This is a genomic window from Mycobacterium gordonae, from assembly GCF_002101675.1.
In the GTDB taxonomy this organism is placed as follows: Bacteria; Actinomycetota; Actinomycetes; order Mycobacteriales; family Mycobacteriaceae; genus Mycobacterium; species Mycobacterium gordonae.
The window spans coordinates 39041-53702 of sequence record NZ_LQOY01000061.1; the positions used below are offsets into that span (position 1 = coordinate 39041).

At 65.2% G+C, this 14662-nt stretch carries 14 protein-coding genes; 7 read left to right on the plus strand and 7 right to left on the minus strand.

The window, feature by feature from the left end; all coding sequences use genetic code 11:
• Positions 1-60: 60 nt before the first annotated feature.
• A complete protein-coding gene (locus AWC08_RS10135; protein WP_065132140.1) occupies positions 61-1761 on the minus strand; it encodes a PPE family protein in 1701 nt (566 codons plus the stop codon).
• 336 nt (positions 1762-2097) lie between these two features.
• Here AWC08_RS10135 and kstR2 point away from each other — a divergent pair, with 336 nt between their 5' ends.
• From kstR2 to AWC08_RS10150, 3 genes are all read left to right on the plus strand, one after another.
• Positions 2098-2700, plus strand: a complete 603-nt coding sequence (gene kstR2, locus AWC08_RS10140; RefSeq protein ID WP_142283504.1) for a TetR family transcriptional regulator KstR2 — start codon at positions 2098-2100, stop codon at positions 2698-2700.
• A 2-nt stretch (positions 2701-2702) separates the two neighbouring features.
• The gene (gene fadA6, locus AWC08_RS10145; RefSeq protein ID WP_065132108.1) at positions 2703-3872 is read left to right on the plus strand and encodes a steroid 3-ketoacyl-CoA thiolase FadA6; all 1170 of its coding nucleotides are present in this window, start codon (positions 2703-2705) and stop codon (positions 3870-3872) included.
• Positions 3873-4000: 128 nt separating this feature from the next.
• Complete coding sequence (locus tag AWC08_RS10150; RefSeq protein ID WP_065132109.1) at positions 4001-4861, plus strand: DUF559 domain-containing protein; 861 nt, start codon at positions 4001-4003, stop codon at positions 4859-4861.
• An 81-nt stretch (positions 4862-4942) separates the two neighbouring features.
• On the opposite strand, the gene AWC08_RS10155 is transcribed toward AWC08_RS10150, so the two are convergent.
• The 6 genes from AWC08_RS10155 to echA20 form a co-directional block, all read right to left on the minus strand.
• Positions 4943-5569: a superoxide dismutase gene (locus AWC08_RS10155; RefSeq protein WP_065132110.1), complete on the minus strand. Its 627-nt coding sequence runs from the start codon at positions 5567-5569 to the stop codon at positions 4943-4945.
• Between the two features lie 194 nt (positions 5570-5763).
• Positions 5764-7773 carry a fatty acid desaturase gene (locus AWC08_RS10160; protein WP_065132111.1) on the minus strand — a complete coding sequence of 670 codons (2010 nt, stop codon included), beginning with the start codon at positions 7771-7773 and terminating at the stop codon, positions 5764-5766.
• A 30-nt stretch (positions 7774-7803) separates the two neighbouring features.
• Positions 7804-8871 carry a (3aS,4S,5R,7aS)-5-hydroxy-7a-methyl-1-oxo-octahydro-1H-indene-4-carboxyl-CoA dehydrogenase gene (ipdC, locus tag AWC08_RS10165; RefSeq protein ID WP_065132112.1) on the minus strand — a complete coding sequence of 356 codons (1068 nt, stop codon included), beginning with the start codon at positions 8869-8871 and terminating at the stop codon, positions 7804-7806.
• Positions 8871-9614: a cholesterol ring-cleaving hydrolase subunit IpdB gene (ipdB, locus tag AWC08_RS10170; RefSeq protein WP_065132113.1), complete on the minus strand. Its 744-nt coding sequence runs from the start codon at positions 9612-9614 to the stop codon at positions 8871-8873. Before ipdB ends, ipdC begins: the two co-directional genes overlap by 1 nt.
• Positions 9611-10489, minus strand: a complete 879-nt coding sequence (gene ipdA / locus AWC08_RS10175) for a cholesterol ring-cleaving hydrolase subunit IpdA (protein WP_065132114.1) — start codon at positions 10487-10489, stop codon at positions 9611-9613. The genes ipdB and ipdA overlap by 4 nt, the downstream gene beginning before the upstream one ends.
• Positions 10486-11244 (minus strand): (7aS)-7a-methyl-1,5-dioxo-2,3,5,6,7,7a-hexahydro-1H-indene-carboxyl-CoA hydrolase, encoded by a 759-nt coding sequence (gene echA20 / locus AWC08_RS10180; RefSeq protein WP_065132115.1) that lies wholly within the window; start codon positions 11242-11244, stop codon positions 10486-10488. The genes ipdA and echA20 overlap by 4 nt, the downstream gene beginning before the upstream one ends.
• A gap of 65 nt (positions 11245-11309) precedes the next feature.
• Here echA20 and AWC08_RS10185 point away from each other — a divergent pair, with 65 nt between their 5' ends.
• The 4 genes from AWC08_RS10185 to AWC08_RS10200 all read left to right on the plus strand — a co-directional run.
• Complete coding sequence (locus tag AWC08_RS10185) at positions 11310-12098, plus strand: SDR family oxidoreductase (RefSeq protein WP_065132116.1); 789 nt, start codon at positions 11310-11312, stop codon at positions 12096-12098.
• 15 nt (positions 12099-12113) lie between these two features.
• Positions 12114-13034: an SDR family oxidoreductase gene (locus tag AWC08_RS10190; RefSeq protein WP_065132117.1), complete on the plus strand. Its 921-nt coding sequence runs from the start codon at positions 12114-12116 to the stop codon at positions 13032-13034.
• A gap of 278 nt (positions 13035-13312) precedes the next feature.
• Complete coding sequence (locus AWC08_RS10195; protein WP_142283505.1) at positions 13313-13777, plus strand: hypothetical protein; 465 nt, start codon at positions 13313-13315, stop codon at positions 13775-13777.
• A 208-nt stretch (positions 13778-13985) separates the two neighbouring features.
• On the plus strand, positions 13986-14662 hold a 677-nt coding region (locus tag AWC08_RS10200), incomplete at its 3' end, for a PE family protein (RefSeq protein ID WP_142283506.1).

Genomic DNA, 14662 nt, shown 5'->3' on the forward strand with positions numbered 1-14662 from the left:
GCAATTGTTGAGGCAAAGGTTGGTATCGCCAATGCCCTACTCGAAGCATGGTGCGCCCGCCTACGTCAGGTTCCTCAGAAATTGAGTCAGGCTGAACAATCCGGCCACGCCGGTGCCCGAGTTGAGCAGACCGCTATTCAACCCGGCGACGAACCCACTTGGGAACGGACCCACGGCTGCCGTCACTCCGGTGTTGAAAAACCCAGACATGTCGCCGTTCAAGTTCGTTGCGCCGCTGGCCTTGTTGAAGAATCCTGACACTAAGGTCGGGTTGGCGCCGCTGGGCGTGTTGTAGAAACCGGAGACATTGGTACCGGTATTCCCGAAGCCGGATGTCGTTGCGCCGCTAGATGTGTTGAATCCGGAGCCGGTGTTCGCATTGCCGGAATTCCAAAATCCAGTGTTGGTGTTGCCGGAGTTGCCGTCGAAAGTGTTCATGTTGCCCGCGTTGTTTATGCCCGTGTTGATACCGCCGGCGTTGTTGAAGCCAGTGTTGAAGTTGCCCGCGTTGCTAAATCCGGTGTTCAAGTTGCCGGCGTTGCCGAAGCCAAAGTTACCCTGGCCGGAATTTCCGAACCCGATGTTGCCGAAGCCGCTGTTCCCGAAACCTACGGATTGAATCTGTCCGAGATCTGTCACAATGGGGTTGGAACCTGAATTAAAGAAGCCGACGTTGCCATCGCCGGAGTTGAAGAACCCGATGTTTCCGTTGCCAGAGTTTCCGAAGCCGATGTTGTCGACGCCAGAGTTCAGGCCGTTGAAGTGGAATTGACCGGTGGTCCGGTCGAGGTAGGCATTGCCGATACCGCTCAGATTATTGCCGGTAAGGCCAAATCCAACGTTGTTGTTGCCAGTGTTGCCGGCTCCTTGGTTGCCATTGCCGGTGTTGCCCAGGCCGACGTTGTTGTTACCCGCATTACCCAGGCCGACGTTGTTGTTTCCGGCGGTCGGGGTGAGCAGGCTGTTGCCGAATCCGCTGTTCCCAAGGCCGACGTTCCCATTGCCGAAGTTTCCGAATCCGTAGTTCCCGGAGCCGGAGTTTCCGCTGCCGACGTTAGAATTGCCGAAATTTCCACTACCGATGTTGCCGCTGCCGAGGTTTCCGTTGCCGACGTTGCCGGCACCGGTGCCACTGTTGTTTCCGCTGCCGATGTTTCCGCCACCGGCATTGCCGAGACCGAAGTTGGGGTCCCCCGGCGCGGCTGGAGCGGCTCCCTTTGCCCCGCCGAAGAGTTGCCCGATACCCGGCAGCCCTTGCAGCGTCTGCCGCCACGACGACAACTGTGCCGCCACCGCCGAAGCTCCGCCGTGGTAGCCGACCATCGCGGCGACGTCGGTGGCCCAGAACTCTTCGTAGGCGGCCTCGGCGGCAGCGATGAAGGGGGCGTTGAACCCGAAGAAGTTGGTGCGCACCGCCTGCACCATGGCTTGGCGGTTGGCGGCGATCACCTCGGGCTGGACGATGGCGGACTTGCAGGCCTCGAAGACGTCGGCGACCGCCTTGGCGCCGAGGGAGGCGGTAAGGGCGCGGGTTGAGGCGGCGCGCAGGAATGTGGCGTAGGGCGCCGCTGCTTTTGTCATTGCTGCCGCTGCCGGGCCTTGCCAGGCGTGACTGGTCAGCCCCGCGGTCACCAAAGAAAACGAGTCCGCGGCCGACCCCAGCTCCTCGGCCAGACCCGACCAGGCCGCTGCGGCTTGCAGCATGGGCGCAGACCCCGCGCCGCACATCATCCGCAAGGAATTGATCTCTGGTGGAAGCATGGAGAAATTCACAGCACCGACCTCCGTTAACCCCGTCGCCCACGACGAGCCGACCCGACAGGGGAGACCGTAGGGTTGCGCCAGCGAATATGGTTCTGTTTAGCCAAGTTCTCGAAAATTTTGGCCGAGCGGGTATCCCGTGGCACCTGGCGCCATACCGCAGTAGCTGAGTACGCAGGAATGGTGCCACCGACTAGCCGGATCGCGAGATGGCGGGCCGTGTGGCGGTTCTCGGCGGCCGCCGTGAGCGACCCACTATCTCTCCCGGCCGGCGGAAGCGGGCAAGCCTGCCGGGCCGCGTTGGCCGAGCAAGCGCTTGGTTGATACCCTGATCACGTGGAGCGGGTGGCCGGCCAGGCTAACAGTCGCCGAGACGAGTTACTGGAACTCGCCGCGGTGATGTTCGCCGAACGCGGCTTACGCGCCACGACCGTGCGTGACATCGCCGATGGCGCCGGCATCCTGTCGGGCAGTCTGTACCACCACTTCGCCTCGAAAGAGGAAATGGTGGATGAGCTGCTGCGCGGATTCCTGGACTGGCTGTTTGCACGCTACCGGGAGATCGTCGAGAGCGAACCCAATCCCTTGGAGCGGCTCAAGGGGTTGTTCATGGCGTCGTTCGAGGCGATCGAGCATCGGCACGCCCAGGTCGTCATCTATCAGGATGAGGCGCAACGGCTTTCGTCGCAGCCACGATTCTCCTACATCGACGAGCTCAACAAGCAGCAGCGCAAGATGTGGGTCGACCTGCTCAAGCAGGGCATCAAAGAGGGTTACTTCGCGCCCGACCTGGACGTCGACCTGACTTACCGCTTCATCCGTGACACCACCTGGGTGTCGGTGCGCTGGTATCAGCCCGGCGGACCGCTCACCGCTCAACAGGTGGGTCAAAAATATCTCGCCATCGTTTTGGGCGGGATCGCAAAAGAAGGAGTCTGAACATGGCTGGGTTTTCCGAGGCCTATGTCATCGAAGCTGTGCGTACCGCGGTTGGCAAGCGCGGCGGCGGGTTGGCCGGAGTCCACCCAGTCGACCTCGGTGCCCTGGGTTGGCGCGGCCTTCTGGACCGGGTGGACGTCGACCCCGCCGCCGTCGACGACGTAATAGCCGGTTGCGTCGACGCGATCGGCGGGCAGGCCGGCAACATCGCCCGACTGTCGTGGCTGGCCGCCGGCTACCCGGAAGAGGTGCCCGGTGTCACCGTCGACCGCCAATGCGGATCCAGCCAGCAGGCCATTTCTTTTGGCGCGCAGGCGATCATGTCGGGTACCGCGGACCTCATCGTGGCTGGCGGCATGCAGAACATGAGCCAGATCCCGATCTCGTCGGCGATGACCGTCGGCGAACAATTCGGATTCACTTCACCCACAAACGAATCCAAGCAGTGGCTGCACCGGTACGGCGACCAGGAGATCTCCCAGTTCCGCGGCTCGGAGATGATCGCCGAGAAGTGGAACCTGTCGCGTGAAGAGATGGAGCAGTTCTCGCTGACGAGCCACGAGCGTGCTTTCGCGGCGATCCGCGGTGGCAACTTCGACAACGAAATCCTCAGTGTCGAAACCGAAACCGGCACTTTCCGGGTGGACGAAGGCCCGCGGGAGTCGTCGCTGGAGAAGATGGCCGGATTGAAGACTCTGGTCGACGGCGGCCGCCTGACCGCGGCGATGGCCAGCCAGATCTCCGACGGCGCTTCCGCGGTGCTGCTGGCATCCGAGCAGGCCGTCAAAGACCACGGTTTGACACCACGCGCGCGCATCCACCACATCAGCACCCGCGGTGCCGACCCGGTGTTCATGCTCACCGGGCCCATCCCCGCCACCCGTTACGCGCTGGACAAGACGGGGCTTTCCATCGACGACATCGACACCGTCGAGATCAACGAGGCCTTCGCGCCTGTGGTGATGGCCTGGCTCAAGGAGATCAAGGCCGACCCGGAGAAGGTCAATCCCAACGGCGGCGCGATCGCGCTGGGGCACCCGCTGGGCGCGACCGGCGCCAAGTTGTTCACCACCATGCTGAACACGCTGGAGCGCATCGGCGGTCGCTACGGCCTGCAGACGATGTGCGAGGGCGGCGGCACCGCGAACGTGACTATCATCGAGCGGCTCTAGTTCTGCGCCGGCGCGCCGAGCGTGGCTTATGCGACGCTGCTTCGGCGCGTCGCGTCGTGAGATTCACACTCGGGCAGGGTGGGGATGGGTGATCGCAGCAATAGGTGCTCGGATGCCAGCATCCCCGCATGGACTGGCCGTTTCTCGGCGTCGAAGCGCTGGCCGCCAAGGCCATCCCCGAGCGCGCGATGCGCACGCTCTATCAGCCCGTCTACCCGGGGGTGTACGGGCCGGCCGACATAGAGCTGACGGCAACCCAGCGCGCTTACGCTGCATGGTTGTGGTCACGCCGCCGCGGAGTTGTCGCCGGCAATTCGGCGGCGGCGCTACTCGGCGCGAAGTGGGTCAGCCCGTCACTTGACGCGGAATTGGTCCACCACAATCGAAAACCACCGGCGCGCATCGTCGTTCATTCCGACAAGCTGGCACCTTACGAGCTGCTCGTTGCAGAGGGCGTCCCGATAACCACCCCGGCGCGCACCGCCTTTGACATCGGACGGCGAACCACTACGCGGCTGCACGCAGTCCAGCGGCTCGATGCCCTGGTTCGTGCGACTGATGTCAAGATCGCCGACGTTCACGCGGTCGCCGCCGAACATCCCGGCGCACGCGGGCTGGTGCGGCTCCGTCGGATCCTGCCGCTCGTCGACGGAGGTGCCGAGTCGCCACAAGAGACGCGGACTCGCCTGGCGTTGATGGACGCGGGCCTGCCGAAACCGCAGACTCAGATCAGGGTGTGCGGCGAGTACGGCGACTTCGTGGCCCGTATCGACATGGGCTACCAAGAGCTGCGCGTCGGCATCGAGTACGACGGACCGCAGCACTGGACGGATCCAGCCCAACGCGCCCGCGATATCGACCGGCAGTCGGAGTTGCTCGATCTGGGATGGACGATCATCCGGGTCAGCAATGACCTGCTGCAGTATCGGTTGAGGACCCTTATCGCGCGCGTCGTGTCGGCGATGCAGTCGGCGGGATGGCGTTGGTGACCCGCCGAGTGTGGATCGCACGACGGCCAGCGGCGTGTCGCGTCGTGAGATTCACGCTCGGCGGGAGGGGAGGCCCGGCGGCTAGGGCGCGTCCAGTCCGGAGAGCCGGCCGGTACGGGCCGCGTCGAAGCGGGACGCGACGTCGGTCCAGTTGACCAGGGACCACAGCTGCTCCACATAGTCGGTCTTGACGTTGCGGTACTGCAGATAGAAGGCGTGTTCCCAGGCGTCGAACACCAAAAGTGGCGTGCTCGTGATCGCGAGGCTGATGTGGTGATCATGAATCTGGTGCACGACGAGACGGCTGCCGATCGGATCCCAGGCCAGGGTGCCCCACCCGGAGCCCTGCACTGTGCCGGTTGCCGCGGTCAGTTCGGCGCGGAATGCGTCGAAGTCTCCGAAGAACTCGTCAATGGCCGCGGCCAACTCGCCCCCGGGGCGGTCGCCACCGTCCGGTGACAGGTTCGTCCAGAAGATCGAGTGCAGGGCATGACCGGCGAGGTGAAAAGCCAACGCCCGCTCCAGGCCGGGCAGGTGGCCTAATGAACGCTGGGCTCGGGCTTCCGCCAGCTGTTCGACGGTCGAGTTTGCGCCTTTGACGTAGGCGGCGTGGTGCTTGTCATGGTGGAGTTCCATGATCTCACCGCTGATCGCCGGCTCCAGGGCCCCGTAGTCATAAGTCAGCTCAGGCAGTTGGTAGATCGCCATCAAGGTAGTCCTTTCGCGAAGGGAAGAGGCTGCGCCTCGACGATAACGAAAGTTCGGGTTGCCAAAAAAGTTAGTGTGGCCTACCTTAGAAATCGTCGGAGGGTGTACCGACAGCCACGCGGCCCGCACCGGGTAACCGGTGCGGGCCGCACTTAGATTCGATGGTGAAGCGCCGACGCGTGACGCAGACGCCTCTAGGCGTCGTAGTCGACCGAGACGAACGGCGTGGTCGGGTGCGACTGGCAGGTCAGGATGTAACCGGCGTCCAGCTCGGCTTGTCCCAGCGCGAAGTTGTGGTCCATCTCGACGTTGCCCTCGACAAGCTTGGCCCGGCAGGTGCCGCACGCGCCGCCCATGCAGGCGTACGGCGCGTCGTCGCGCACCTGCAGCGCGCCCTCGAGGATCGAGTCGCCAGGTGTCAGGTCGTACGTCCATTGCTTACCGGACAGCGTGAACGTCACGGTCGCGCTCTCATACGAATGCTCGCCCGACGAAGCGCTCTCGAAACCGTGGAAGAGCTCCAGGTGAATCCGCTCGGCGTCCACCCGATGCTCCAGCAGCGTCTCGCGCACGGTAGTGGTCATCTCCATCGGGCCGCAGATAAACCACTCGTCGACGTGGTCCGGCTGCAGGTTGCCGGTCAGCCACAGGTTCAGCTTGTCGCGATCGATGCGGCCGCGCAGTTCAGGAGTGTGCAACGACTCGCCCGACAGCACGTGCAGGATTTCCAGACGGTCGGCATACCTAGATTCAAGGCGGTCGAGTTCAGCCCGGAACATCGTCGATTCCTTGGTGCGGTTGCCGTAGATGAGCGTGAACCGGCTCTCCGTCTCGATCTCCAAAGTTGTTGCCAGGATTGACAAGACGGGCGTGATGCCGCTGCCGGCCACTAGGCCGACGTAGTGCTTGCGGTTCAGCGGATGCAGCGGGGTGCCGAACCGGCCGGTCGGCGTCATCAGCTCCAGCACGTCACCGGCCTTCAGCTGTTCGGCCACGAACGTCGAAAAAGCGCCGCCCGGAATATGTTTGACCGCGATCCGCAACTGTGCGCGTGTTGCCGGGGCGCAGATCGAGTAGTTGCGGCGCACGCCTTCGGCGCCCACGACGGTGACGTGCTGGCCCGGCTCGAACCCGAACGCGTCCTGCAAGTCCTCGGGTACGGCGAAGGTGACCAGGGTGCTGTCGGCGGTGATGGGGTCCACCGACGCGACCGGGATGCGGTGCAGCACGGCGTGTGGCGAGCTGGATCTGGACGGCATGCGCACCGGAAGCAGCTTGGCCAGTCTGCCGTTGAGCTCTTTCCATTCCCGGTACTCGTCGGGGTTGAGTTGCTGGCCGAAGACCGTGTTGATCGCGGCGTTGCGTTCCAGGTAGGCCTCTTCGTTACGCTTCCACGTACGCAGGTACCGGTAGAACGGCACCGACGGGTGCAGGTGGTGCACCAGGTGGTAGTTCTGCGACAGCAGCACCGGGGTGAACAGCCATTCGGCGCCGACGCGGTTGCGGGTCGCCCGGTACCGGTTGGTGCGCTGCGTGTCCTCGAGTCCGTGATGGGGCAGCCAGTCGAACCACCAGGCCAGAATGGTCAGGCCGATGCGCTGCGGGATCAGGAATACGACGAGCAGGATCACAAAGTTTCCGGTGAGGATGGCCGCGAGTATTCCGGTGATGAAGAGAGCCATCATCAACAGCGACTCCGCGTATTCGGCGACCGGGCGGCTGCGTGCACGCGGGAGGTAGTACTTGATGTAGAAGTACTCCACCAGCGACCACCGGAGTGGCAGCTGCCACCACTTTCCGTGCGAGGCGAAGGTGTCGGGGTCTTCGTCGTCGTCATTAGAGTGCCGGTGATGCTGGATGTGGATGTAGCCGAAAGCCGGGAAGGCGACCACCGGGCCGACGAACAGCCAGGCCAGCCGCCCCATCAGGCCGTTGACCCAGCGGACCGAGCTGATCGAGTAATGCGACGCGTCGTGCACGACGGTGAACATCACGAACGTCACCGCGGCGTTGACCGGAATGGTCACCCACCAGGGTGACCAGCCGTTGATGTAGCCGACGGTGCAGGTGACGAAGGCGGTCAGGGACGCGAGAAAGATCCCGATGGTGGGTAGCGCGAGCTTGGGTACGGCCTCGCCCGGATCGGGCAGCGCGTGCTGCGCGGTGGACCCGGAGGTCGCTGGGGCCTGCTCGACGGTCGACATAGCTGGAAGAGCTTAGTCGACACGCGTCAACTACTCCACTAGCTTGGCGGCGGCCTGCAAATGCTCGATCGCCTCGGCCACCACCGACTCGATCAGCTCGGCGCACGACGGCAGGTCGTCCAGGATGCCGGCCACCTGGCCGGACGCCAGTACGCCGGCCTCAGTATTGCCCTCGACCAGCCCCGCCTTGAGCAGCATCGGGGTGTTCGCCGCCATCACCACCTGCGACCAGGTGAGTTCCTTGCCGTGCCGCATGGCTAGCCCGTCTTGGATCATCGATCGCCAGCTCATCTGCGACATCTGCTTGAATTTGGCGGCGTTGCGCACCGCCGCGGTGAAACCCCTTGCCCGCGAACCGCTTTCCAGCTTCTCCACCAGCCCGGTGCGCAGCACCCGGTGCGGCATGCCGTCGACGCGGGTGGTGACCACGGTCCCGTCCAGGGCGGATTCAAGATAGCGCCGCTTGACGGCGTCGGGCACAGTGGAATCCGAGGTGAGCAGGAAGCGGGTGCCCATGGCAACCCCCGCGGCGCCGTAGGACAACGCCGCGGCCAGTCCACGTCCGTCGAAGAAGCCGCCGGCGGCGATCACCGGGATGCCGGTGCCCTCGACCGCGTCCAGAACGGACGGCAGCAGCAAGGTGGTGGCGACCGGGCCGGTGTGCCCGCCGCCTTCGCCGCCCTGCACGATCATCGCGTCGGCGCCCCACCCGGCCACCTTGCGGGCGTGCTTGGCCGCGCCGATCGACGGGATGACTACCGCGCCGGCCTCTTTGAGCCGGGCGATGAGTTCAGGCTTGGGCGCCAAAGCGAACGAAGCGACCTTGACGCCCTCGCGGATCATCAACTCGACGCGATCACCGGCATCGGCGGCGTCGGCGCGGATGTTGACGCCGAATGGCTTGTCGGTCGCGGCCTTGACTTTGCTTATGGCCGTGGCCAACTCGTCCAGGGTCATGGTGGCCGAGGCCAGGATGCCCAGCCCGCCGGCGTTGGCCGTGGCCGAGACCAGCCGGGCGCCGGCCACCCAACCCATCCCGGTCTGCACTACCGGGTGTTCTATGCCGACCAGCTCGGTCAGCGGTGTCTTGATCCTCACTACCGGATCTCTCTGTCGCGCAGCGCTTTCGGGTCGATGACCTCGCGGATCAGCCGCAGTTCGTCGTCGGTAGGCTGCCGGGTCTCGTCGGCTTCATCGAGGCCGTGCACCTCGAATGACGTGGCTTCGCGGACGTCGTTGGGTGCGACGCCGGGGTGCAGGGACAGCGCCCGCATGGTGTGGTCCGGTCCGCCGAAGTCGAAGACACCCAGGTTGGACACCACCCGGAAGATGTTGACGAACCGGAAAGCCGGGTTGTCGGCGTCTACCTTGTCATAGCCGATGCCGCAGACGATATCAACCTTCTCGGTGAATACCCGCTTGGAATGGTTGCCCACCCAGTAACTGGTGGCGTGATTCATGGTGTTGCCGGGCGAGCCGCGCAGCCCGAACATCTGCCGGGTCGGCTGCTGCAGCGGGCCGAACGCCGAGATGTTCTGATTGCCATAGCGGTCAACCTGATTGGCGCCCATCACCACATGCCGCCGGCCCCAGGCCAGCGTCTCGAAGACGCGTCCGAACGGCATCCAGCCTTCGACAGGTCCGGTCTTGCCGAGTGCGGGGGTATCTGCCAGCAGTTGCGCTTCGCCATCGGTGAGCAGAATGTCTGGAGAGAACGTCAACCGCGCCAGCCGGGCTCCGACCGACGCCATATTGGTCATCGGGCTGATCATGATTTCGCCTGCATCCCTGAATAACTCGGCGCAGGCGACGGCGCAGATCTCGGCGCGGGTGCCGGTCATTTGGCTGCCTCCTCGGCGAACTTGCGCACGGCGGCCTGGTAGTCCTCTTCGCTGCCGGACAGATACGTCGACACGAACTGCTGCCAGCCCTCCTCGGTGGAGGCGGCTTCGGCATAGTGCCGCTGAAACTTCTCGTCTCGGCCGTAATCGGGCGCGGCGGTGGTGAAATGAGCACCACCGGGGGCCTCGACCACGCCGTCGACCATCATACGGTTGATCAACAGTGCTTGCGGCGGCACGGATTTGACGAGTTCCTCGGTGGAGACGATGCGCTCGACCGACAGGAAGCGCTTGTCGGCGGCCATCAGGAACAGGTCGTCGAAGTAGGGGTCGATGCCGGTGTATGCGGCATTGCCTCTGTGGTCACCGAGGTTGAGGTGCGCGAATGCGGCATCGAGGCGCAGCGCGGGCATGGCGATCAAGGTCTCGTAGCCGCCGTCGGTGGGATAGGGGCTGGTGACCGTCTTGAGTTCACCCTCCCAGAAGTCGAGCACCGAACTGCCGAGTCCCGCGCGGGTCGGCAGGAACGGGAGCCGCTGTGCCGCCGCCTGCAGACCGTTGCGCAGCATGCCCTCGTCCATCTCACGGGCCTCGATGGCACCGCTGGTGCGGGCCTTGGCAAACCACGGGTCGTAGAAGGGTGGCGAGTCCAGGGAGACGAACCCGTAGTACACCCGCTTGACCTTGCCGGCCGAACACAGCAGACCGAGGTCCGGTCCGCCGTAGGTGACCACGGTCAGATCGGTGACGTCGGTGCGCAGCAGGGCGCGCACGAAGGCCATCGGCTTGCGTCGCGATCCCCAGCCGGCGATGCCGATGGTCATGCCGCTCTGTACGTGTGCGACAGCATCGTCCAATGAGGTGAGTTTGCTCATTCCTTCTTGCCTTTCGCCGTTCCGGCGAATGCGTCGCGGTGTTCGTCGGCGACGCCGGCCAGGTTGAGCTCGAAGGTAAACCCTTGCTCCATGCGGTAACTCGAGTTCACGCGTTGTACGTCGATCAAATTCAGCGCCTCCTTGGCGGCGCGGATGACGCGGGTGTCCTTGGCGGCGATGTCGCGGGCCACCTTCAGGGCCGCCTCGTCCAGCTCGGCGCGGGGCACCACCTCGTGCACCGAACCGAAGTGGTGCAGGGTGGCGGCGTCCACGGTGGCGGCGGTGAAGAACAGCCGCCGCATCATGTGCTGGGGGACCAGGCGGGACAGATGGGTGGCAGCGCCCAGCGCGCCGCGCTCTACCTCCGGCAGCCCGAAAGTCGCGTCGTCGGAGGCGACGATGACATCGGCGTTGCCGACCAACCCGATCCCACCGCCGACGCAGAAACCGTTCACCGCGGCGATCACCGGCACCGCGCATTCGTACACCGCACGGAACGCCGCGAAGCAGCCGCGGTTCGCGTCGATGAGTGCGGTGAACCCCTCGGTCCGCTGCATCTCCTTGATGTCGACGCCGGCGTTGAAGCCGCGGCCTTCGGCCCGCAGGATCACCGCATGGGTCTGTGGGTCCCGTCCGGCGGCGGTGATCGCGTCGCCGAGTTCGAACCATCCCTGCGACGGAATGGCGTTGACGGGGGGATAGTCGACGGTGACCGCGACTATTCCTGGTTCGGGGGTGGTGGAGGTGATCGTCATAGCACTTCCTGCTGAGTCTGCTGGGCCAATTACCTAAGCAAGCACTTGCTTGGTACGCTAGCACAGTGACCGAACCCCAATCAGCCCCCGGCAGCATCAATCTGGGTCTGTCGGGACGCGTGGTGCTGGTGACGGGGGGCGTTCGCGGCGTGGGGGCCGGCATCAGCTCGGTTTTCGCCGAACAGGGCGCGACGGTCGTCACCTGCGCGCGCCGGCCGGTCGAAGGCTTTCCGCATGAGTTCCACAGCTGCGATGTGCGCGATGAGCAGGCCGTCGAAGCCCTGATCGGCGCGATCGTCGAGCGACACGGCAGGATCGACGTCGTCGTCAACAACGCCGGGGGCTCGCCGTACGTGCTGACGGCGGGGTCAAGCCCGAAGTTCAGCCGCAAGATCATCGAGTTGAATCTCATTGGGGGCCTGTTGGTTTCGCAGTACGCGAACGACAAGATGCAGGACCAGCCCGGCGGCGGGTCGATCGTCAACATCTGCAGTCTCAGCGGCAGGCGGCCCAGTCCGGGCACCGCGGCGTACGGGGCGGCCAAGGCCGGGCTAGAGAGTCTCACCGAGACGCTGGCGGTGGAGTGGGGGCCGAAGGTCCGGGTGAACGCCTGCGTGGTCGGCATGGTGGAAACCGAACAGGCCGATCTGTTCTACGGCGACGCCGAGTCGATCGCCGAGATCTCCAAGAATGTGCCACTGGGCCGACTGGCCAAACCGGCGGATATCGGCTGGGCCGCAGCCTTTTTGGCCTGTGACGCGGCGTCTTACATCAGCGGGGCAACGCTGGAGGTGCACGGTGGTGGTGAGCCGCCGCACTATCTGGCCACAACGAACGCGAGCGCGATCAAGTAGAGGGAGAGGGTAGATATGGGTTGGGTTGACGGGCGGGTGGTCATCGTCACCGGGGCGGGCCGCGGCATCGGCCGGGCGCACGCGCTGGCGTTCGCCGCCGAGGGTGCCCGCGTGGTAGTCAACGACATCGGCGTGGGACTCGACGGATCGGCAGGGGAGAGCCCGGCGCAGCAGGTGGTCGACGAAATCACCGCCGCTGGTGGGGAAGCCGTGGTCAACGGTGACGACGTCGCCGACTGGACCGGTGCGCAGAACCTGATCGACACCGCCGTCGACACATTCGGCGGCCTGGACGTGCTGGTCAACAACGCCGGTTTCATCCGCGACCGAATGTTGGCCAATACCAGCGAAAGTGAGTGGGACGCCGTCATCCGCGTGCACCTCAAGGGGCACTTCGCCACCTTGCGGCATGCGGCGGCCTACTGGCGCCGGCAGATCAAAGGCGGAACCGTCGGCCCGGACGACCTCAACGCCCGCATCATCAACACCAGCTCAGGTGCCGGTCTGCAGGGCAGCGTCGGGCAGGGTAACTACTCCGCCGCCAAGGCGGGCATCGCGGCGTTGACTCTGGTCGGCGCAGCCGAATTCGGGCGCTACGGCATCACGGTCAACGCGATCGCGCCCGCCGCCCGCACCCGGATGACCGAGGCTGTGTTCGCTGAGACCATGGCCGCGCCGGAGGACGGTGCGTTCGACGCCATGGCGCCGGAGAACGTTTCGCCGCTGGTGGTGTGGCTGGGCAGCGTCGAATCCCGCGGCGTCACCGGCAAAGTGTTCGAAGTCGAGGGCGGACTGATCCGCGTCGCCGAAGGGTGGGCGCACGGGCCGCAGATCGACAAGGGCGCGAAGTGGGACCCCGCCGAGCTGGGGCCGGTGGTCACCGACCTGCTGGCCAAGTCCCGGACGCCGGTACCGGTTTACGGGGCCGGTTCGTAGCCGGCGTCGTACCATATGCTCCGAAAGGAGCGGGGGAGTCGGCGCACCGTTCGGGAAGCCGTTGCCCCTGATCACCATTGGACGAGCCGTTAGCCGAATCGCTGAACGACCTGGCGACGCACGGACATTTCACGATGGAGTTCTGCGGCGGAACGACCCCACTGGGCCACAGGTGGGAACTTCGCCGGTTCGACGGCAGCCTTCTTGCCCGAACGGCCAGGGTGCACCGCGGCGGAGCCGTTGCGCAGCGGCTGTGGAAGCTTGTGGTTCTGACCGGAATGGACGCCGGCAACGACATCCATGTCGAACTTCGGGGAGCGCGCGGTGCCGTGCTGGCTCGAATCAGCTCGATCAATGAAAAACCGGCGCCAGTGACGGTGAGTGATCCGGACGGACGACTCATTGCGAAAAGTGTCCACGACAAAGATGCCCTGACGGTGTACGGCGCCGATGACTGCATGGCCGCGCGGCTTGCGTGCCAGGGCGGCGGTCCTTGGCCGGTGAACGATGCAAAAGGCGCGGTGATTGGCCAGCTGGTCGGCGGTGAACCCGGACCGTCGGTAAGTCCGCAGCTCTCGGAACTGCTGGTGTCTCCCCAGACGGCGCTCAACTCGGCGGCCTACAACAACAGTCAGCATCTCGGTTTGCGCCGGGTCACCCAATACAGCTTCATTACAGCGACCGAGGGACCAGCGCCCATGCCAGTCGCATTACTGCCACTTCTGGCAGGGCTCACGTACTGAGCCGCGTCCTGCGGCGAGGTCGACTGCCGACAGAACTCGGTCGAGGTCAGGAACTGGGGTTCGCAGCCGAGTCGTGGCAACGCTCCCACACGAGACGCCGGCGGATTGTTCGCGAACTGCGAGACGGGTGTTCCTGCGCAGCAGTACTGTGCCTTCCTACCGGTCCATGTTCGGGCATGGCTGGTGCGCGACCCCTCGGAGGTGTCAGATGTCATTTGTGATCGTGACGCCGGAGAATATTTTCTCGGCAGCAACAGATTTGGCGGGCATCGCTTCGACCCTCAACGCCGCGGATGTGTCGGCCGCAGCTCATACCACCGGGATTCTTGCGGCAGCCGAAGACGACGTGTCGGCAGCGATCGCAGCGACCTTCTCCCACTACGCCCTGGGTTATCAGGCGCTCAGCACACATGCGGCGGCCTTTCAACAGCAGTTCCTGCGAGCCTTGACGGCGGGTGCGGGGGCCTATGCCGCCGCCGAGGCGGCCAACGCTTCTCCTATGCAGCAGCTGCTTGCCGCGATAAACGCGCCGGTGCAGGCGCTGACCGGGCGCCCATTGATCGGCAACGGGGCTGATGGGGCGCCGGGCACCGGGGCTAACGGGGCCCCGGGCGGGTGGCTGCTCGGTGACGGCGGGGCCGGCGGCTCCGGAGCACCCGCAACGGCGTCTACACCCGGCGGCTCCGGTGGTGCCGGGGGTGCGGCCGGACTGTTGGGCTCAGGTGGTGCCGGCGGCGCTGGCGGGAGCACTTCATTTGTCGCACAGCCCGCCGGGGCCGGTGGCGCCGGCGGGTCCGGCGGGTGGTTGTCGGGCAACGCCGGTGTCGGCGGTGCCGGCGGAGCCGCGTGGGGGGGCGGAAAGGCCGGCGCCGCCGACACCGGCAC